The sequence below is a fragment of the Pseudomonas sp. KBN10P06128 genome (genome assembly GCF_037574945.1).
GTDB lineage: Bacteria > Pseudomonadota > Gammaproteobacteria > Pseudomonadales > Pseudomonadaceae > Pseudomonas > Pseudomonas aeruginosa.
Genome location: NZ_JBBELR010000001.1, coordinates 6,215,919 through 6,235,295, shown reverse-complemented (window position 1 = coordinate 6,235,295; position 19,377 = coordinate 6,215,919). Strand labels below are relative to the sequence as shown.

19 protein-coding genes are annotated in these 19,377 nt (G+C 66.7%); 3 read left to right on the top strand and 16 right to left on the bottom strand.

Features of this window, described 5'->3' with window-relative positions; translation table 11 throughout:
• Positions 1–3 precede the first annotated feature (3 nt).
• The 6 genes from VQ065_RS29055 to ubiE form a co-directional block, all read right to left on the bottom strand.
• Positions 4–252 carry a twin-arginine translocase TatA/TatE family subunit gene (locus tag VQ065_RS29055; protein ID WP_003095893.1) on the bottom strand — a complete coding sequence of 83 codons (249 nt, stop codon included), beginning with the start codon at positions 250–252 and terminating at the stop codon, positions 4–6.
• A gap of 25 nt (positions 253–277) precedes the next feature.
• The gene (locus VQ065_RS29050) at positions 278–613 is read right to left on the bottom strand and encodes a phosphoribosyl-ATP diphosphatase (RefSeq protein ID WP_003095892.1); all 336 of its coding nucleotides are present in this window, start codon (positions 611–613) and stop codon (positions 278–280) included.
• Positions 606–1,010, bottom strand: coding sequence for a phosphoribosyl-AMP cyclohydrolase (gene hisI, locus VQ065_RS29045; protein WP_003095888.1), 405 nt, complete (start codon positions 1,008–1,010; stop codon positions 606–608). The genes VQ065_RS29050 and hisI overlap by 8 nt, the downstream gene beginning before the upstream one ends.
• Positions 1,011–1,125: 115 nt before the next feature.
• The gene (gene ubiB / locus VQ065_RS29040) at positions 1,126–2,727 is read right to left on the bottom strand and encodes a ubiquinone biosynthesis regulatory protein kinase UbiB (RefSeq protein ID WP_003095885.1); all 1,602 of its coding nucleotides are present in this window, start codon (positions 2,725–2,727) and stop codon (positions 1,126–1,128) included.
• Positions 2,724–3,350 carry a ubiquinone biosynthesis accessory factor UbiJ gene (locus VQ065_RS29035; protein WP_003095880.1) on the bottom strand — a complete coding sequence of 209 codons (627 nt, stop codon included), beginning with the start codon at positions 3,348–3,350 and terminating at the stop codon, positions 2,724–2,726. Before VQ065_RS29035 ends, ubiB begins: the two co-directional genes overlap by 4 nt.
• 14 nt (positions 3,351–3,364) lie before the next feature.
• Complete coding sequence (gene ubiE / locus VQ065_RS29030; RefSeq protein WP_003095876.1) at positions 3,365–4,135, bottom strand: bifunctional demethylmenaquinone methyltransferase/2-methoxy-6-polyprenyl-1,4-benzoquinol methylase UbiE; 771 nt, start codon at positions 4,133–4,135, stop codon at positions 3,365–3,367.
• Positions 4,136–4,270: 135 nt separating this feature from the next.
• Between ubiE and VQ065_RS29025 the strand changes: the two genes are divergently transcribed.
• The 3 genes from VQ065_RS29025 (at position 4,271) to VQ065_RS29015 (ending at position 6,019) form a co-directional block, all read left to right on the top strand.
• On the top strand, positions 4,271–4,546 hold the full coding sequence (locus tag VQ065_RS29025) for a polyhydroxyalkanoic acid system family protein (RefSeq protein WP_003095874.1): 276 nt from the start codon (positions 4,271–4,273) through the stop codon (positions 4,544–4,546).
• 143 nt (positions 4,547–4,689) lie between these two features.
• The gene (locus VQ065_RS29020) at positions 4,690–5,106 is read left to right on the top strand and encodes a phasin family protein (protein WP_003103463.1); all 417 of its coding nucleotides are present in this window, start codon (positions 4,690–4,692) and stop codon (positions 5,104–5,106) included.
• 10 nt (positions 5,107–5,116) lie between these two features.
• The gene (locus VQ065_RS29015) at positions 5,117–6,019 is read left to right on the top strand and encodes a phasin family protein (protein WP_014603506.1); all 903 of its coding nucleotides are present in this window, start codon (positions 5,117–5,119) and stop codon (positions 6,017–6,019) included.
• Between the two features lie 43 nt (positions 6,020–6,062).
• Here VQ065_RS29015 and VQ065_RS29010 read toward each other — a convergent pair whose 3' ends face one another.
• From VQ065_RS29010 to VQ065_RS28965, 10 genes are all read right to left on the bottom strand, one after another.
• Positions 6,063–6,680 carry a TetR/AcrR family transcriptional regulator gene (locus tag VQ065_RS29010; protein ID WP_003095872.1) on the bottom strand — a complete coding sequence of 206 codons (618 nt, stop codon included), beginning with the start codon at positions 6,678–6,680 and terminating at the stop codon, positions 6,063–6,065.
• A gap of 55 nt (positions 6,681–6,735) precedes the next feature.
• On the bottom strand, positions 6,736–8,418 hold the full coding sequence (gene phaC / locus VQ065_RS29005; RefSeq protein WP_003095871.1) for a class II poly(R)-hydroxyalkanoic acid synthase: 1,683 nt from the start codon (positions 8,416–8,418) through the stop codon (positions 6,736–6,738).
• 303 nt (positions 8,419–8,721) lie between these two features.
• The gene (gene phaZ / locus VQ065_RS29000; RefSeq protein WP_003095866.1) at positions 8,722–9,579 is read right to left on the bottom strand and encodes a poly(3-hydroxyalkanoate) depolymerase; all 858 of its coding nucleotides are present in this window, start codon (positions 9,577–9,579) and stop codon (positions 8,722–8,724) included.
• A gap of 152 nt (positions 9,580–9,731) precedes the next feature.
• A complete protein-coding gene (phaC, locus tag VQ065_RS28995; protein WP_003095864.1) occupies positions 9,732–11,411 on the bottom strand; it encodes a class II poly(R)-hydroxyalkanoic acid synthase in 1,680 nt (559 codons plus the stop codon).
• A gap of 418 nt (positions 11,412–11,829) precedes the next feature.
• Positions 11,830–12,201: a gamma-butyrobetaine hydroxylase-like domain-containing protein gene (locus tag VQ065_RS28990; protein ID WP_003095857.1), complete on the bottom strand. Its 372-nt coding sequence runs from the start codon at positions 12,199–12,201 to the stop codon at positions 11,830–11,832.
• A 94-nt stretch (positions 12,202–12,295) separates the two neighbouring features.
• Positions 12,296–13,639: an ATP-dependent protease ATPase subunit HslU gene (gene hslU / locus VQ065_RS28985; RefSeq protein ID WP_003095854.1), complete on the bottom strand. Its 1,344-nt coding sequence runs from the start codon at positions 13,637–13,639 to the stop codon at positions 12,296–12,298.
• A 28-nt stretch (positions 13,640–13,667) separates the two neighbouring features.
• Positions 13,668–14,201: an ATP-dependent protease subunit HslV gene (hslV, locus tag VQ065_RS28980; protein ID WP_003095852.1), complete on the bottom strand. Its 534-nt coding sequence runs from the start codon at positions 14,199–14,201 to the stop codon at positions 13,668–13,670.
• A 118-nt stretch (positions 14,202–14,319) separates the two neighbouring features.
• Positions 14,320–15,015 carry an SPOR domain-containing protein gene (locus VQ065_RS28975; RefSeq protein WP_003095850.1) on the bottom strand — a complete coding sequence of 232 codons (696 nt, stop codon included), beginning with the start codon at positions 15,013–15,015 and terminating at the stop codon, positions 14,320–14,322.
• 34 nt (positions 15,016–15,049) lie between these two features.
• On the bottom strand, positions 15,050–16,813 hold the full coding sequence (gene argS / locus VQ065_RS28970; protein WP_003095848.1) for an arginine--tRNA ligase: 1,764 nt from the start codon (positions 16,811–16,813) through the stop codon (positions 15,050–15,052).
• Between the two features lie 248 nt (positions 16,814–17,061).
• A complete protein-coding gene (locus tag VQ065_RS28965) occupies positions 17,062–19,281 on the bottom strand; it encodes a primosomal protein N' (protein WP_003095847.1) in 2,220 nt (739 codons plus the stop codon).
• Between the last annotated feature and the right edge of the window lie 96 nt (positions 19,282–19,377).

Sequence of the window (19,377 nt, the reverse complement as noted above, 5' to 3'; positions counted from 1 at the left end):
CCGTCAGTCCTTGCGCGCCGGTTCTTCGACCTTCTGCGCCTGGGCGTCGATGGTGTGCGGCTGGTTCAGCGGTTGGGCCGGCTGGGCGGCGGGCTGGTCCTTCTTGTCGTCTTCCTCGGTGTTCACCGCCTTGCGGAAGCCCTTGATCGCTTCGCCGACGTCGGAACCGAGGTTCTTCAGGCGCTTGGTGCCGAACACCAGTACCACGACGATCAGGATGACGATCCAGTGTTTCCAGTCAAAAATGCCCATGTCGTATTCCTCGCAATGTGTAGGTTCAGGCCGATGGTTGGCGGGCGGCTTTCTCGGCGTGGCCGGAAAGGCCGAAGCGGCGCTCCAGTTCGTCCAGCACGGCTTGCGGATGCTGGCCGAGGGCCGAGAGCATCACCAGCGAGTGGAACCAGAGGTCGGCGGTTTCGTAGATCAGGTCCTGGCAGTCGCCGCTGGCCGCGGCATCCTTGGCGGCGATGATGGCTTCCACCGACTCCTCGCCGACCTTCTCCAGGATCTTGTTCAGGCCCTTGTGGTACAGGCTGGCCACGTAGGAGCTGTCGGGCGCGGCGTTCTTGCGCTCCTCGAGCACCGCCGCCAGACGGGTCAGGGTGTCACTCATGGTGGTGTCCTGCGTGTTCGTAGATGGCGTCCGGGTCCTTCAGCACCGGATCGACGGTCTTCCAGGCGCCGTTCTCGAAGACGCGGTAGAAACAGCTTTCCCGGCCGGTATGGCAGGCGATCCCGCCGACCTGCTCGACCATCAGGATGACCACGTCGGCGTCGCAGTCCAGGCGCAGTTCGTGCAGCTTCTGCACATGCCCGGACTCCTCGCCCTTGCGCCACAGCTTGCCACGCGAACGCGACCAATAGATTGCACGGTTCTCGCTGGCGGTCAGGGCCAGCGCCTCGCGGTTCATCCAGGCCATCATCAGCACGCGCCCGGTCTCGTGATCCTGGGCGATCGCCGGGACCAGGCCGTCGGCGTTCCAGTGAATCTCATCCAGCCAGTCTTTCATGGTCTTTCCACGTTCGTTGCCGGTACGTTGCGTGCGTTTCCGGCGGAAATGGGAGTAGTGTGCCAGCCGGGAGCGCGACTGGCTATCGGCGCGGGCCTAGTGGCCGTGCGCGGCGCTAGCGGCGCAGGATCAGGAACACCCCGCCGGCCAGCATCACCCACGCCGGCCAGGCTTCCAGCTGCTGACCCAGGCCGACCTCGGCGGCGCCGACCAGCAGCACCGCGCCCACCAGGCGCCCGAGCCAGTCGTGGCGGGAACCTTTCCACTCCGGCGGCGGCGCATTGTGGGCGTGCGGTTGTGACAGGCGTTCGAGGGTATCGCGGGCCATTTGCGACAGGTGCGGCACCTGCTCGACCTGTTGCTGGAAATTGCGCAGCAACTGCTTCGGGCTGACCCGTTCGCGCATCCAGCGCTCCAGGAACGGCTGGGCGGTGGCCCACAGGTCGAGTTCCGGGTAGAGCTGGCGGCCGAGGCCTTCGATGTTCAGCAGGGTCTTCTGCAGCAGCACCAGTTGCGGCTGGATCTCCATGTTGAAACGACGCGCGGTCTGGAACAGGCGCAGCAGGACCTGGCCGAAGGAGATGTCCTTCAGCGGCTTCTCGAAGATCGGTTCGCAGACGGTACGGATCGCCGCCTCGAAGTCGTTGACCTTGGTTTCCGCCGGGACCCAGCCGGAGTCGATATGCAGTTGGGCGACCTTGCGGTAGTCGCGCTTGAAGAAGGCGATCAGGTTGCGCGCCAGGTAGTCCTGGTCCTCGTCGGTCAGGCTGCCGACGATGCCGCAGTCCACCGCGATGTATTGCGGGCTCCAGGGCGCGCGGGTGCTGACGAAGATGTTGCCGGGGTGCATGTCGGCATGGAAGAAGCTGTCGCGGAACACCTGGGTGAAGAAGATCTCCACGCCGCGCTCGGCCAGTGCCTTGAAGTCGGTGCGCTGGTCGCGCAGGGTTTCCAGGTCGGTCACCGGGATGCCGTAGATGCGCTCCATCACCAGCACCTTGGGCCGGCACCAGTCCCAGTAGACCTGTGGCACGTAGAGCAGCGGCGAGCCTTCGAAGTTGCGCCGCAGCTGCGAGGCGTTGGCTGCCTCGCGGAGCAGGTCGAGTTCGTCGACGATGGTTTTCTCGTAGTCGCTGACCACTTCCACCGGGTGCAGGCGCCGCGCCTCGCTGGAGACCCGCTCGGCGAGGCGGGCGAGGATGAACAGCCAGGCGATGTCGGAGCGGATCACCGGTTCCAGGTTCGGCCGGATCACCTTCACCACCACTTCCTCGCCGCTCTTCAGCCGCGCGGCGTGGACCTGGGCCACCGAGGCAGAGGCCAGCGGTTCGCGTTCGAAGCGGGCGAAGACCTGTTCGATCTTCGCGCCCAGTTGTTCCTCGATGCGCTTGACCGCCAGCTCTGGCGGGAAGGGCGGCACCTTGTCCTGCAGCCAGGCCAGTTCGTTGGCGATGTCGTCGGGCAGCAGGTCGCGGCGGGTGGAGAGAATCTGGCCGAACTTGATGAAGATCGGTCCGAGGTCCTGCAGCGCCAGGCGCAGGCGCGCGCCGCGGGTCAGTTCCAGCTTGCGCCGCGGCAGCCAGCGCCAGGGCAGGGTGGCACCGAGCAGGCGCAGCCACCAGGGCAGCATCGGCAGTTCGAGGATCAGGTCGTCCAGGCGGTAGCGGATGACGACGCGCTGGATGCGCAGGAGGCGGCGGACAGCGAGGAGCTTCATGCGTCGGGCTTGGTCTTTTGGCTGAGGCGTCCGACGCGCGCGTCGAGACGATCGAGGGCCAGCTTCAGCTGGTCCAGTTCGGCGAAGCGGGCTTCGGCTTCGTGCTGGCCGACCAGCGTGCGGCTTTCCTCGGCAAGGTAGTCGGCCAGGTTCAGGCGCAGGCTGTGCAGGCTCTGCGCGCTCCAGCGCGAAGCGTCGCGCAGGCCGCTGCCGAGCACCTGGGTGGCGAGCGGGCCGAGCCAGCGCGACAGTTCGTACTCCCAGTCCAGCTCCAGGCTCTGCAGGATGCCGGCCAGTTCCAGCAGGGCCGCGCTGTCGCCGTCCATGCTGACTTCCGGGCTGTGCAGGACGCGGGTCTTGTCGCGCGCCAGGGCCAGGTGCAGGAGGTTGCCGGCCGGCGCACGCAAGGTGCAGTCGACCTCCGCCTCATGCTGCGCGGCGAAGTGCAGGCCGTCGCCGGCGGGCAGGATGAAGACCCGCAGCGGCGGGCTCAGGCAGTCGACCTCGATGACCTTGGTGGAAAGCCTGCGCAGGTGCGGCAGCGCTGTCCCGTCGAGGCGCAGGACGCGATTGATGCCGGTTTCGGCGGCGGCCAGCACGGCCTGGATCAGCAGCGAGCTCATCGGCGCGCCCTCGGTTAAGGCTTGATACCGCGGTGCAGGGCGACGATGCCGCCGGTCATGTTGTGGTAGGTCACGCGGTCGAAGCCGGCTTCCACCATCATCGCCTTCAGGGTTTCCTGGTCGGGGTGCATGCGGATCGACTCGGCCAGGTAGCGATAGCTCTCGGAGTCGTTGGTGACCAGCTTGCCCATCAGCGGCAGCAGGCTGAACGAATAGGTGTCGTAGGCCTTGGACAGCAGGTTGCTGCTCGGCTTGGAGAACTCCAGCACCAGCAGGCGGCCACCGGGCTTGAGCACGCGCAGCATGGAGCGGATCGCTTCGTCCTTGTGGGTGACGTTGCGCAGGCCGAAGGCGATGGTCACGCAGTCGAAGTGGTTGTCCGGGAAGGGCAGCTTCTCGGCGTCCGCCTGGACGAAGCTGACGTTGCCGGAGACGCCCTTGTCGAGCAGCTTGTCGCGGCCGACCTTGAGCATCGAGGCGTTGATGTCGGCCAGCACCACCTCGCCGGTCGGGCCGACCAGGCGCGAGAACTGCCGGGTCAGGTCGCCGGTGCCGCCGGCGATGTCGAGCACGCGGTTCCCGCTGCGCACGCCGGACAGCTCGATGGTGAAGCGCTTCCACAGGCGATGGATGCCACCGGACATCAGGTCGTTCATCAGGTCGTACTTGGCTGCCACCGAGTGGAATACCTCGGCGACCTTCTTCGCCTTCTGGCTTTCCGGAACGTTCTGGTAGCCGAAGTGGGTGGTGGGTTCGGCGTCGGCGCCTTTGCGGGGATCGTTCATGACGTTCTCACCTGGAAAGAATGCCGGGCATTCTAACAGGATGTGGGGAAAGTGCTGTGCCGCCGTCCGACGGCGCGGGTGCGGTGTTTTGTCTGGCCGCGTATAGTTTTCCGATCTGCAATCAGGAGTCGATCCATGTCGCGTATCCACATCGAACGTCCGCACAGCCTGGGGCTGGACGCCGCACGGGCCAAGGCGGAGAAACTGGCCGAACGTCTGGCGAAGGAGCACGGCGTGCAGTGCGAATGGCAGGGCGACGAGCTGACCTTCAAGCGCAGCGGCGTCGACGGCAGGATCGCAGTGGGGGCGGACAAGGTCGCGGTGGACGTCAAGCTCGGCCTGATGCTGTCGGCCATGAGCGGCCTGCTCAAGGGCGAGATCGAGAAGGCGTTGGACAAGGCGCTGGCCTGATCCTGCCGGGCGTTCGCCGTCCTGGCGGCGCCCATCTTCCGCTTAGTATGCGGTTTCTAATTTTCCCCGATACCTTGCTCTCACGCTGCCAGCGTTCCGGCGGCGCCTGCGGTTTCTTCAACCCAACGAGCGTGAGGTGCCCCATGGCCAAGATTGCCCTGAAGAAAAAGACCGTTTCCGAATCCACTTCCCTGGTCTCCGAGATCCGCCACTATGCCCGCCAGATCTGGCTTGCCGGCCTGGGTGCGTATTCCCGCCTGGGCACCGAAGGCAGCGACTACTTCAAGGAATTGGTGAAAGCTGGCGAAGCCCTGGAGAAAAAAGGCAAATCGCTGGTCACAAGTCAGGTCGATTCGGCCAATGACAGTGTCAAGACCGGCCTCTCTTCGGTGAAGGGAAAGGTCGAAGACCAGCTCGACAGGATCGAGCAGGCATTCGACAGCCGTGTCGCTAGCACGTTGAACCGGATAGGCATACCTTCCCGGAACGATGTCGAAGCACTCTCTGCTAAGCTGGATGAGCTGAGCGCAGTGCTCGAGCGTGTCGCGAGAACCCAATAAGGAGAGCAGGATGGCTGGCAAGAAGAAGAGCGAAAAAGAGTCCAGTTGGATCGGCGAGATCGAGAAATACTCGCGGCAGATCTGGCTGGCTGGTCTGGGGGCCTACTCGAAGGTCAGCAAGGACGGCAGCAAGCTGTTCGAGACCTTGGTGAAAGACGGCGAGAAGGCTGAAAAAGAAGCGAAGTCCGATGTGGACGCGCAGGTCGGTGCGGCGAAGGCTTCTGCCCGCTCTGCGAAGAGCAAGGTCGACGAGGTTCGGGACCGTGCGCTCGGCAAGTGGAGCGAGCTCGAGGAAGCTTTCGACAAGCGCCTGAACAGCGCCATCTCGCGTCTCGGCGTGCCGAGCCGCAACGAGGTGAAGGAGCTGCACGGCAAGGTCGATACGCTGACCAGACAGATCGAGAAACTCACCGGCGTCAGCGTCAAGCCGGCGGCGAAGGCAGCGGCCAAGCCTGCGGCGAAACCGGCTGCCAAGCCCGCGGCGAAAACCGCAGCGGCCAAGCCGGCAGCTAAACCGGCAGCCAAGGCCGCCGCCAAGCCTGCGGCGAAACCCGCGGCGAAAAAACCTGCAGCGAAGACCGCGGCCGCCAAGCCGGCAGCCAAGCCCGCCGCCAAACCGGCTGCGAAGGCCGCCGCGAAACCGGCGGCCAAGCCGGCAGCCAAGGCTGCGGCGAAGCCTGCTGCGAAACCTGCCGCAGCCAAGCCCGCCGCGAAGCCGGCAGCCAAGCCGGCCGCTGCGACCGCCGCCAAGCCCGCGGCGAAACCTGCCGCCAAGCCGGCTGCGAAAAAGCCTGCGGCGAAGAAGCCGGCCGCTCCCGCCGCGTCTTCGAGCGCGCCCGCTGCCCCCGCCGCCACACCGGCTGCCAGCGCTCCGGCAGCGAACGCTCCGGCGACGCCGAGCAGCCAGGGCTGAGTCCTGGCGGCAACGCACACGCCCGGCACTCGCCGGGCGTTTTTCATTCCGGTCCCAGGTAGCGCTGCGCCAGGCTTTCCGCCGAGCGTTGGGCCTCGCTGCGCAGATGCGGGGCGACCAGCATCATGATCTGGTAGACCACCGTGCGCACCTCGCCCTTGCTGCCCAGTACCCGCTGGTAATCCAGGGAGAACAGCAGGGTCAGGGTGATCTGTTCGACCAGTTGCCCGAGTGCCGGCGCATCGCCGCGCAACTGCCGGTCGGTCTTTAGGCGGGCCAACAGGGTGGCCAGGGTCCGCTTCAGCGCGCCGAGCCAGGTACGGATGCCGCGAGCCAGCCGTGGCAGGCGCCCGGTCAGGTTGGACAGGTCCTGGAACAGGAAGCGGTAGTGGGCGAGGCGCTCGACGATCAGATGCAGGAACAGCCAGTAGTCCTCCGCGCCCAGGCGCACCTCCTCGGGCGGATCGAGCAGCGGCGCCAACTCGGCCTGGAACCGCTCGAACAGCGCCATCACCAGCGGTTCCTTGCCATGGAAGTGGTAGTAGAGATTGCCCGGGCTGATGCCCAGTTCGTTGGCGATTTCCAGTGTCGAGACGTTGGGTTCGCCCTGTTCGTTGAACAGCAACAGCGAGCATTCGAGGATACGGTCGCGTGTCTTCATCCGGACTTCTTCTGGGGATCGAGGTGCCCGGCTCCAGGCGCCCGGGCCGGGTCTTTCAGCGTATATGCACGTAGGTGCCCGGGGCTGCTTCGAGGGGCGGATGCGTGGCGCTGCCAAGGTTGAAGTCAGGGTCGCCCAGCTCGCCCGAGCGCTCCTGCAGCCAGCCCAGCCAGACCGGCCACCAACTGCCCTCTTCGCGCTTGGCGTCGTAGTACCAGGCGCGTGGATCGCTGCTCAGCTTGTCGTTCTCGAAGTAGCAGGCCTTGGGGTTTCCGGGAGGGTTGAGGATGCTCTGGATGTGCCCGCTGTTGGACAGGATGAAGCGGCGCTGGCCGCCCAGCAGGAGGGCCGAGCGATAGACCGCGTCCCAGGGCGTGATGTGGTCGGTGATGCCGGCGACGTGGAAGCTGTCGATCGCCACCTTGCCCAGGTCCACCGCGGTCCCGCTGACTTCCAGCGCGCCCGGGCGGGTCAGCGGGTTGTGCTTGAACAGGTCGAGCAGTTCGCCGTGGAACGCCGCGGGCAGCCGCGTGTTGTCGTTGTTCCAGTAGAGGATGTCGAACGCCGGCGGCTGCCTGCCGAGCAGGTAGTTGTTGACCCAGTAGTTCCAGATCAGGTCGTTGGGACGCATCCAGGCGAACACCTTGGCCATGTCGCGCCCGTCCAGCACGCCATGCTGGTAGGAGCGGCGCTTGCTGCTCTCCAGGGTCTGCTCGTCGGCGAAGAGCATCGCCGGGCTTTCCATCTGGCTGTCGAGCAGGCTGACCAGGTAGGTGACGCTACTGACCTTGCGCAGTTGCCGGCGCACCTGCAGGTGGCCGAGCAAGGCGGCCACGGTGAGCCCGCCGGCGCAGGCGCCGGCCAGGTTCACGCTGCGGCTGCCGGTGATCTCGCGGCTGACCTCGATGGCCTGGTCGAGGGCCTCGACATAGGTGCTCAGGCCCCATTCGCGGTGCTGGGCGTCGGGGTTGCGCCAACTGATGACGAAGACCTGCAGGTTGTTCTTCAGGGCGTACTGGACGAAGCTCTTTTCCGGCGACAGGTCGAAGATGTAGTACTTGTTGATCTGCGGCGGCACGATCAGCAGGGGCTTGGCGTACTGGCGCTCGCCCAGCGGCTTGTACTGGATCAGTTCCAGCACCTCGTTGCGGAACACTACCGCGCCTTGCGTGGTGGCGAGGTTGCGGCCGATCTCGAAGGCGGTCTTGTTCACCTGGCTGGGCATGCCGCCGTTGTGCACCAGGTCTTCGAGCAGGTGGCGGACGCCATTGAGCAGGCTGATCCCGCCGGTATTGAACAGTTCCTTTACCGCCAGTGGATTGATCAGGCTGTTGCTGGGTGCCACGGCGTCGGAGAGCAAGGCGACGAGGAAGCGGGCGCGGGCGCGATCGTCGCAGTCCAGGTTGCTTTCGTCGATCCAGGCGAGCAGTTGCTTCTGCCACGCCAGGTAGGCCTGCAGGGTGCGCCGGTAGAAGGGATTGAGGCGCCAGGATGGATCCTGGAAACGGGCGTCCTGAGGGTTCGGCTGGTGCAGGGTGTCGCCCAGCAGCACCTTGCCCAACTGGCCTCCGAAGGCGACCAGGTGCCGCGCACTGTGCAGCGGCTGGCGCAGGCCGTGGACGGCCAGGCTGCGGACCGTCGTCAGCAGGTCCTTGCCGCGCAGGCCGACGATGGCGCTCTGCGCACTCATGAACTCGGCGGGCACCGGCACGCTACCCGATTCCTGTTTTTCTCGCATGGACCACACTCCGTCGTAGGACCACAGTCTGGATGCCATGGGCGATAGTCCCCTGGCTCGGAATACTCAGTTATAGCCTGTGAATTCCGTTTCACCCGGGGCAGAACCGCACACCTGCCTGAACAGGGAGGATGCCGCCCGACAGTGGGGCAGCAAGCGCTGTACCACAACGCCGGGAGGGGCGTCGCAGAGCTTGCGCTGTCGCGGCGAAGCCAGGCGCCATGCGCCGTTGCGGAACATTGACTATGCACCTGCACCATGACGAAGCAGTGTCTGCTGCCCTGGTGTTGCCCGCGCAGCAGTTCAGCCGGTCTTGGGCAGGAACGGACGAGGGTGCATGACGGCGCGGCGGCGCTCCTCGGCGAGGAACTTCATGATGATCGGCGCCACCGATTCGGCGCGGGTCACCAGGAACAGGTGGCCGTCGTCGATCACGTGCAGTTCGGCATTGGGAATGCGCCAGGCCAGCACGCGCATGTTGATCAGCGGGATGATCGGGTCGTCGTCGCCGGCCAGCACCAGGGTCGGCTGGCGGATCCTATGCAGCCAGTGGATGCTGGTCCAGCCGAGCCCGGCGAACAATTGCCAGTAGTAGCCCAGCTTGCCCGACGAACGCACCTTGCTGGCATGCGCCATGGCCAGCTTGGGGTCGCGGCGGAAGGCCCCGCCGTAGATGTCCGGTGCGATGTGTACGCCATAGGAGGGCTGGATGTAGCGCCGCGGGCTGGCCATGCGCATCAGTACCTTCGGCTTGCCTGGCACCATCACCGCGCCAGCCGAAGTGGCGGCGAGGATCAGCTTCTTGCAGCGTTCCGGATAGTCGTGGGCGAACTGCTGGGCCAGCGCGCCGCCCCAGGACACGCCGATCGCGTTGACCTGGCCGTAGTCCAGGTAGTCGAGCATCCGCGCCGCCAGCTTGGCCAGGCCGGGAAAGCGGTAGGGCACGCTGGGCGTCGAGGAACCGCCGACGCCGGGAACGTCGAAGGCGATCACCTCCAGTTCCGGGTCGAGCGCCTGGACGAAGGGGAATACCAGTTCCAGGTTGGCGCCTATGCCGTTGAAGATCAGCAGCGGAGTGCTTCCTTCCTTGCCCGGCCGCACTGCGGTGCGGATGGTCTGGCCGTCGAGGTCGATGGTCCGGAAGACGAAGGGCTGGGGCATGCTCGGGGTCCTCGGCGGCGCAGCCGCGGGCTCGGCGATACGGGGCCTGGCCGGCTTCCGCGCGGCGCGGGGCCGCGCCGGAGGCGCTGGCGGGGTTTCGTCGGCGGAGGCCGCGGATCGCTCCTGCGGCAGTTCTTCAGGCTGGTCGCTTTTCATCGTTCATGCACGTAGGTTCCGGGCGCGGCTTCGCCGGCCGGATAGGTCTTGTTGCCCAGGCTGGCGGGCGCCTTGCGGGTCTTGCCGGAGCGTTCGGCCAGCCATTGCTGCCAGTGCAGCCACCACGAATCGGCGTGCTTGCCGGCCTGTTCCAGCCAGGCCTTGGGCTCGGCGGGCAGTTCCGGATTGGTCATGAAGCGTGCCTTGGGGTTGCCCGGTGGGTTGAGGATGCTCTGGATGTGGCCGCTGTTGGAGAGGATGAACTCGCACTTGCCGCCCAGCAGCCTGGCCGACTTGTAGCACGACTCCCAGGGGGTGATGTGGTCGTTCAGACCGGCGACACAGTAGAAGTCGCAAGTCACCTGCTTCAGGTCGATGGGCGTGCCGGAGACCTCCAGGGCGCCGGGGCGGTTCAGCGGGTTGCTCTTGAACAGTTCCACGAACTCGCCGTGCAGCGCGGCGGGCAGGCGCGTGGTGTCGTTGTTCCAGTAGAGGATGTCGAACGCCGGCGGCTGGTTGCCGAGCAGGTAGTTGTTGACCCAGTAGTTCCAGATCAGGTCGTTGGGGCGCATCCAGGCGAACACCTTGGCCATGTCCTTGCCCTCCAGCACGCCGGACTGGTAGGAGCGACGCTTGGCGGCCTCCAGGGTCTTCTCGTCGGCGAACAGCGCGACCTGGGTATTCAGTTCGAAGTCGAGCACGCTGACCAGTTGGGTGAAGGCGTTGACCTTCTTCTCGCCGCTGGCGACGTAGTGGCCGACCAGGGTCGCGGTGGTGATCCCGCCGGAGCAGGCGCCGAGGAGGTTGAGGTCCTTGCTGCCGGTGATCGACAGGACTACCTCGATGGCCTCCTTGAGCGCCTCGATATAGGTGGTCAGGCCCCATTCGCGCTGCGACTTGGTCGGGTTGCGCCAGCTGACGATGAAGGTCTGCACGCCGTTGCGCAGGCAGAAGCGCGCCAGGCTCTTGTCCGGCGACAGGTCGAAGACGTAGAACTTGTTGATCTGCGGCGGCACCACCAGCAGCGGGCGTTCGTGCACCGATTCGGTGATCGGCCGGTACTGGATCAGTTCCAGCACGTCGTTGCGGAACACCACGGCGCCCTCGGTGGTGGCCAGGTTCTTGCCCACCTCGAAGGCGTCCATGTCCACCTGGCTCGGCATCCCGCCGTTGTTCACCAGGTCCTTGGCCAGGTGGCCGAGGCCGTCCAGCAGGCTCTTGCCGCCGGTCTCGAAGAAGCGCTTGACCGCCGCCGGGTTGCTCAGGCTGTTGGTCGGCGACATCGCCTCGGTCAGCAGGTTGATGACGAACTGGCCACGACTGATGTCCTGCGGCGACAGGTCGCTGTGGCTGATCCAGCTGTGCAGCTCCTTGCGCCAGGCCAGGTAGGTCTGCATGTAGCGCTTGTACAGCGGATTCTGGCTCCAGGCCGGGTCGGAAAAGCGCCGGTCGTCGTCGCCTGGGCGCAGCTCCGACTGGCCGAGCAGGACGTTCTTCAGCTCCAGGCTGAAATGCGCCACGTGCCTGGCGCTGTGCAGTGGCTGGCGCACCGCCTGGAGCAGGACCATGCGCGCGGAGGTGAGCAGGTCCTTGCCCCGGATGCCGATCACCGGATTCAGGTTCAGCGTGTTTTCCGCGGCTTGCTTGGGAAGCTCGTTATTGTTCTTTTGACTCATCGGCAACGCTCCATTGTTCGAGGCGAAACAGGGGACCGCAACGAAACCGGGGACCAGGTGTCCGGCCGGCTACTGCTCGACTACCAGCCCACCCGCACGTTTCAGGGCGGGGCGGACGCACGTCAGGGAAGGGAACCCGGACAAGGGGCTGCACCGTCTTGGTTACGCGAGTTTCCGCTGGCGTGCAAGCTGGCAGAAGCATCGGTGGCCGGCGTGGCTGGCCCGGCGAGCGGCCGACCTGCGGACTAGAGCGTTGCTGCCGTGCAGGGTAGGACATTCGCCGTGGCGACCGCGCCGACCGGATGTCTGGTCTGGCAGTCTGCGGGGCGAATGTTGCAAATGACGTGCCCTCGTTCGGGGCAGCGGGGAAAAATCGCCAGGATGCCGTGTGCCGCGAAGGGGCACTCGGCCCGGCGCTTCAGAGCATCAGCTTGACGACCGACTCGTCGGGGTCGCGCGACTTGCCGGCGCTGGCCAGCTCCGCCAGGTAGTCGGCCCACAGCTGGTCCTTGCGGGTCGCCAGCTCGTACAGGTAGTCCCAGGTGAACAGGCCGCTGTCGTGGCCGTCGTCGAAGCTCAGCTTCAGTGCGTACTGGCCGGCGGGTTCGACGCCGACCAGGCCGACGTTCAGCTTGCCGTACTGCAATACCGGGTTGCCGTGGCCCTGGACCTCGGCCGAGGGCGAATGCACGCGGAGGAACTCGGCAGGCAGGTCGTAGCTGTCCTCGCCGTAGCGCAGGGTCAGGGTCTTCGAGGCTTTGTGCAGCTGGATGGCGGAAGGGATACGCATCGCATCGGACTCGCGGAAGGGCGGAGTACAAGGATACCCCGGTTCGGGACCGCGCGGCCCGCCGCCACGGTGCTGGCCGTGGCGGCGGCGGTGGTCAAAGGATGTAGCGGGACAGGTCCTCGTCCTCGGCCAGCTCGCCGAGGTGGCTGTTGACGTAGCCGGCATCGATCAGGATCGGCTTGTCGCTATGCTCGCTGGCCAGGTCGGCTGCGCTGAACGAGACCTCCTCCAGCAGCCGCTCGAGCAGCGTATGCAGGCGGCGGGCACCGATGTTCTCGGTCTTCTCGTTGACCTGCCAGGCGATCTCGGCAAGGCGCTTGATGCCGTCCTCGGCGAACTCGATGGCCAGTCCCTCGGTCTTCAGCAGCTCGCGGTACTGCTCGGTGAGCGAGGCATGCGGCTCGGTGAGGATGCGCTCGAAATCGTTCGGGCTGAGGGCCTTGAGCTCCACGCGGATCGGCAGGCGGCCCTGCAGCTCGGGAACCAGGTCGCTCGGCTTGCTCAGGTGGAAGGCGCCGGAGGCGATGAACAGGATGTGGTCGGTCTTGACCATGCCCAGCTTGGTGTTCACCGTGCAGCCCTCGATCAGTGGCAGCAGGTCGCGCTGTACGCCCTCGCGGGAGACGTCGGCGCCGCCGGCGTTGGCGCGCTTGGCGATCTTGTCGATCTCGTCGATGAAGACGATGCCGTGCTGCTCGACCGCCTCCAGGGCGCGTGCCTTGAGCTCTTCCTCGTTGACCAGGCGCACCGCCTCTTCGTCGCGGATCAGCTTCAGGGCCTCGGCGACCTTCAGCTTGCGGGTCTTCTTCTTGCCCTTGCTCATGCCGGAGAACAGGTTCTGCAACTGGTTGGTCATCTCCTCCATGCCGGGCGGGGCCATGATCTCCACGCCGGCCGGGTTGTCGGCCACCTCGATGTCGATTTCCTTGTCGTCCAGCTGGCCTTCGCGCAGGCGCTTGCGGAACAGCTGGCGGGTGTTGCTGTCCTCGCGTGCCGGCTCGTCGCCGAAGCCCATGGCGGGACGCGCTGCCGGCAGCAGGGCATCGAGGATGCGCTCTTCGGCGGCGTCCTCGGCGCGATACTTGACCTTCTGGATCTCCTGTTCGCGGAGCATCTTCACCGCGGCGTCGGCGAGATCGCGGATGATCGACTCGACGTCGCGTCCGACATAGCCGACCTCGGTGAACTTGGTCGCCTCGACCTTGATGAACGGCGCGTTCGCCAGGCGCGCCAGGCGGCGGGCGATCTCGGTCTTGCCGACGCCGGTGGGGCCGATCATGAGGATGTTCTTCGGCGTGACCTCGGCGCGCAGCTCGGCCGGCAGTTGCATGCGTCGCCAGCGGTTGCGCAGGGCGATGGCGACGGCGCGCTTGGCGTCGTCCTGGCCGATGATGTGGCGGTTGAGTTCGTGGACGATCTCGCGGGGCGTCATGGACATTCGTTTACTCCAGCGGGGGACGAGCGCTTCAGACGGCGCTGTCCAGCTCCTCGATGGTCAGGTTCTGGTTGGTGAAGACGCAGATCGAGCCGGCGATGTTCAGCGCGGTCTCGGCGACTTCCCGAGCGCTCAGCTCGGCGTTGTGCTGCAGCAGGGCCAGGGCCGCGGCCTGGGCGAAGCCGCCGCCGGAGCCCATGGCGATCAGGCCGTGTTCGGGTTCGACCACGTCGCCGTTGCCGGTGATGATCAGCGAGGCATCCTTGTTGGCGACCGCGAGCATGGCTTCGAGGCGGCTCAGGGAGCGGTCGGTGCGCCAGTCCTTGGCCAGTTCGACGGCGGCGCGGACCAGGTGCCCCTGGTGTTTCTCCAGTTGCTGCTCGAAGCGCTCGAACAGGGTGAAGGCATCGGCGGTGGCGCCGGCGAAACCGGCCAGTACCTGACCGTGATACAGGCGCCGGACCTTCTTGGCGTTGCCTTTCATCACGGTGTTGCCCAGGGAAACCTGGCCGTCGCCGCCCATGACGACTTTGCCGTTGCGGCGGACAGATACGATGGTGGTCAAGGGGGAAATCTCCACACTGCGGGGCCGAATGCCCGGAATGCTGGGAGATATAGGGGCGATCCGCGGCTTTTCAACCGCACGCACCGCCGTGCGTCGGAACGCACGGCGTGGCCCGCGTTCAGCGGGCCTTGCGTTGCTGTAACAGCAGGTTGCTGAAGCCGTTGGAGGACAGTGTCTTCTGCGCCTGGGACAACTGGTCGCGGCTGTTGAAGGGGCCGACCATCACCCGGTACCAGGTCTCGTCGCGGACGTTGCCGGCCTCGACGTTCACCGACTGCCCGAGCAGGATGATCTGCGCGCGCACGCGGTCGGCGTCGGACTGCTTGCGGAACGAGCCGGCCTGCAGGAAGAACTGCGTGCTGGCGGCGACCACCGCTTTCGGCAGCGGCGGTGGCACCTGCCCGGCGAGTGCGGCCTTGGCCCGCGCTTCGTCGGCCTTGGCCAGCTCGGCGGGGGTGGGCGGCGGCGGGGCCTTCTCCGGTACCGCTTCCGGCGGCACCACGACCTCGGACTCCGGCAGCAGGGTGTAGAACTCGTACTTCGGCTTGGCCTGGGCCGGCGTCTGCGTTTGTGCGGGCTGCTGGGCCTGGCCGTTCTGCTGCGGCTGCTTGCCCTGCACGGCGGCCGGGCGCTGGGCGTCCGGGCGTTCGCGCTGGACGTCCTTGCGCCCGGGTTCGAGCTTCATCAGGAACATGATGAAGCCGCCGATGGCCAGGCCGGCGACCAGCCAGACCCAGCCGGGAACGCCGTTCTTCGCGGCGGGCGCCTGGTAGCGGCTGGCGCCGCGCTTGGGGGCGGGTTTCTTCTTTGCCATGGGGGTTCCCGGACTCCTGTTCGGGCGGGTTCGATTACATGCGTTCCAGAGTCTTCAGACCGAGCAGCTCCAGGCCCTGTTCCAGGGTACGGCCGGTCAGCGCGGCGAGACGCAGGCGGCTGTCCTTCTGCGCCGGGTCCTCGGCGGTGAGGATCGGGCAGTGCTCGTAGAAACTGGAGAACAGCCCGGCCAACTCGTACAGGTAGGCGCAGAGCAGGTGCGGCACGCCCTTGAGCGCGACGTTGTTGATCAGGTCGCCGAACTGCGCCAGCTGTGCGGCCAGGGTCAGCTCCTGGGGCTGCTCGAGGACGATCTTCCCGCCCAGTTGCTCGCGGCCCTGGCCGAGCTTGCGGAAGACGCTGGCCACGCGGGTGCAGGCGTAGAGCAGGTAGGGTGCGGTGTTGCCTTCGAAGCTGAGCATCAGTTCGAAGTTGAAGCTGTAGTCGCTGGTGCGGTGCTTGGACAGGTCGGCGTACTTCACCGAGTCGATCCCCACCACCCGGCCGATCTCGCGCAGCTGGACCTCGTCGAACGGCTCTTCGCCACGCTCGGCGCGCTGCTCGTTGCGTTCCTTGACCAGCGCATAGGCGCGGCTCTCGGCCTCTTCCAGCAGGTCGATCAGCTTCACCGTACCGCCGTCGCGGGTCTTGAACGGACGGCCGTCGGCGCCGTTCATGGTACCGAAGCCCATGTGTTCCAGCTCCATGCCGGCCGGAACGAAACCGGCGCGGCGCGCCACTTCGAAGACCTGCTGGAAGTGCAGGGCCTGGCGCTGGTCGACGAAGTACAGCACGCGGTCGGCGTGCAGCACGTTGTGCCGATAACGCATGGCGGCGAGGTCGGTGGTGGCGTAGAGGTAGCCGCCGCCGGCCTTCTGCACGATCACCGGGAGCGGATTGCCCTCGGCGTTCCTGAACTCTTCGAGGAAGACGCACAGCGCGCCGTTGTCTTCGGTGAGCAGGCCCTTGGCGGTCAGGTCGGCGACCACCTGGGCGAGGTCGTCGTTGTAGGCGCTCTCGCCCATGACGTCGGCCATGCTCAGCTTCACGCCGAGACGGTCGTAGACCTTCTGGCAGTGCGACAGGGAAATCTCGTTGAAGCGGGTCCACAGGCGCAGGCAGTCGGGGTCGCCGGCCTGCAGCTTGACCACCAGTTCGCGGGCGCGGTCGGCGAATTCGGGAGACTCGTCGAAGCGTTTCTTCGCCGCGCGGTAGAAGACCTCCAGGTCGTGCAGCTCGGCCTCGGCGTCGACCGGTTGCTCTTCCAGGTAGGCGAGCAGCATGCCGAACTGGGTGCCCCAGTCGCCGACGTGGTTCTGCCGGATCACCGTGTCGCCGAGGAACTCGAGGACGCGCGCGACGGCGTCGCCGATGATGGTCGAGCGCAGGTGGCCGACGTGCATTTCCTTGGCCAGGTTCGGCGAGGACAGGTCGATCACCACGCGCTGCGCCGGGCCTGCCTTGCGCACGCCGAGACGTTCGTCGGCGAGGGCGCGGTCGAGGCTGGCGGCGAGCCAGACGTGATCCTGGAAGAAGTTGAGGAAGCCGGGGCCGGCGATCTCCACCTTGGCCAGTTGCTCGTGGGCGGGGATTGCCTCGACCAGCCTGGCGGCCAGGTCGCGCGGCTTCATCCCGGCCGGCTTGGCCAGCATCATGGCGATGTTGCTGGCGAAATCGCCGTGGCTACGGTCCTTGGTGTTCTCCACCTGGATGTCCGGGGTCAGGCCGGCGGGTAGGGTGCCGTCCGCGGTCAGTTGGTCGAGGGCTTGCTGGATCAGCTGGCGAATCGTGTCTTTCATCGTTCTCTCCGTGCTCGCGGGCAGAGGGGCGGCGCGCGACGGTCGGGCAGGGGAAGGGCCGGCGGATGCGGCGCTCCGAAGTTCACTCCCCGCGATGTGCGCGGGGTGGCCGGTCGAGGCTCAGAACCGTGCATTATCCGTGGGCGGACAGGCGTTGCCAACCGTTGCGGCGATTAGCCGACAGTTTGCGCCGGACATCGCGGATTCCGGCTGACCCCAGTCAAGCGGGGCGTCTTCCAGGAAGGCGCTCAGAACAGGTCGATCGGATCGATATCGAGCGACCAGCGCACCTGGCGCCCGCCGGGCAACTGTTCGAGGCTCTGCAGCCAGGGCGTCAGCAGGCGATGCAGCGGCGCCCGGCTCATGCACTGCAGCAGCAGTTGCGCGCGGTGCTTGCCGGCACGCCGCTCCATGGGCGCGGGCACCGGCCCGAGCAGTTCCACCTCCGGTCCGCCCATCTGCTCGAGCAATTGCTCGGCGGCACTGCAGGCGCTGTCGAGGAAGGCTTCCGCCTGGCCCGGCTTGTGCGCTTCGGCGCGCAGCAGGGCGAGGTGGGCGAAGGGCGGCAGGCCGGCGGCGCGGCGTTCGCTGAGGGCCTGTTCGGCAAAGGCGAAGTAGCCGTCCTCGGTGAGCTGGACCAGCAGCGGGTGATCGGCCAGGTGGGTCTGGATCAGTACCCGCCCGGGCTCCTCGGCGCGTCCTGCGCGGCCGGCGACCTGGACGATCTGCTGGGCCATGCGTTCGCTGGCGCGGAAGTCGGCGGAAAACAGGCCGCCATCGGCATCGAGGATCGCCACCAGGGTGACCCGTGGGAAGTGGTGCCCCTTGGCGAGCATCTGGGTGCCGACCAGGATGCATGGCTCACCGCTGTTGATGGTGGCGAAGAGGTCGCGCATGGCGTGCTTGCGCGAGGTGCTGTCGCGGTCGATGCGCAGCACCGGATGGTTCGGGAAGAGAATCCGCAGGCGTTCCTCGGCGCGCTCGGTGCCGGCGCCTAGCGGACGCAGGTCGAGCTTGCCGCACTGCGGGCAGTTCATCGGCGGCCGCTGGCGGTGGTCGCAGTGGTGGCAGCGCAACTCGCCGCTGCCCTGGTGCACGGTCATCCGCGCGTCGCAGCGCGGGCATTGGCTGATCCAGCCGCAGTCGTGGCAAAGCAGGGTCGGAGCGAAGCCGCGGCGATTGAGGAATACCAGGACCTGCTGGCCGGCCGCCAGGGTATCGCCGATGGCCTGTTGCAGCGGACGGGAAAGGCCGGCGTCGAGCGGCATGCTCTTCACGTCGAGGCGGATGAACTTCGGCGGGTGCGCGCCACCGGCGCGCTGGGTCAGGCGCAGCAGGCCGTAGCGGCCGGCCTGGGCGTTGTGCAGGCTTTCCAGGGCGGGCGTGGCCGAACCGAGCAGGATCGGCACATTCTCCAGGCGCGCGCGTACCAGTGCCAGGTCGCGGGCGTGGTAGCGCAGGCCGTCCTGCTGTTTATAGGAGGCGTCGTGTTCCTCGTCGACGATGATCAGTCCCGGCCGCTTCAGCGGCGTGAACAGTGCCGAGCGGGTGCCGATGACGATGTCGGCCTCGCCATCCCGGGCGGCGAGCCAGGCATCGAGGCGCTCGCGGTCGGTCAGGGCCGAATGCAGCAGGGCGATGCGCGCGTTGAAGCGGCGTTCGAAACGCGCCAGGGTCTGCGGGCCCAGGTTGATCTCGGGAATCAGCACCAGGGCCTGGCGGCCTGCGGCCAGGGTTTCGCGGATCAGTTGCAGGTAGACCTCGGTCTTGCCGCTGCCGGTGACCCCGGCCAGCAGGAAGCAATGGAAACCGCCGTGGCTGGCGCGAACCGCCTCGAAGGCGGCGCGCTGCTCGGGGTTCAGCGGCAACTCCGCCTGGGCCAGCCAGCCGCCTTCGCGCGGCGGGGTGCTGTGGCGCCGCACCTCCAGTTCGACCAGGCCTTTTTCCTTGAGCAGGTCGAGGCTGTCCTTGTTTATTTCCAGTTGGTTCAGCAACTCATGGGAAACCCCGTGCGGATGCTGCTTGAGAATCGCCAGGGCCTGGCGCTGGCGCGGCGCCCGGGCCAGGCGCGGATCGTCGAGGCTGGATTGCGCGGTGGCATGCCAGAAGCGCTGCTGGCGCGCCTCGGCCGGCTCGCCCTGGCGCAACAGGTTGGGCAGCGCCCAGGACAGGGTGTCGCCGAGGCTGTGCTGGTAGTACTGGGCGGTCCAGCGACAGAGTTCGAGCAGGTGCGCCGGCATCGGCGGCTTGGCGTCGAGTACCCTGAGGGCAGGCTTGAGCTTGTCTTCGGGTACTTCGGAACGGTCCGTCACCTCTATCAGAACGCCAACCAGCTCCCGGCGCCCGAACGGCAGCAGCAGGCGAATCCCCGGCTGTAGGGCGCTGCGCGGAATGCCGCGGGGCGCGCGGTAGTCGAACAGGCGGCGGAGTGGCGAAGGCAGGGCTAGGCGTAGGATCAGGTCTGACACTCAGCGGCTTCCGGGGATGAAGGAAACGAGGACTGGGCCGGCGATGTTAGCAGACGACCGGCGGGCGGGGTCGCTTGCATAGATGAATCGGTCTGG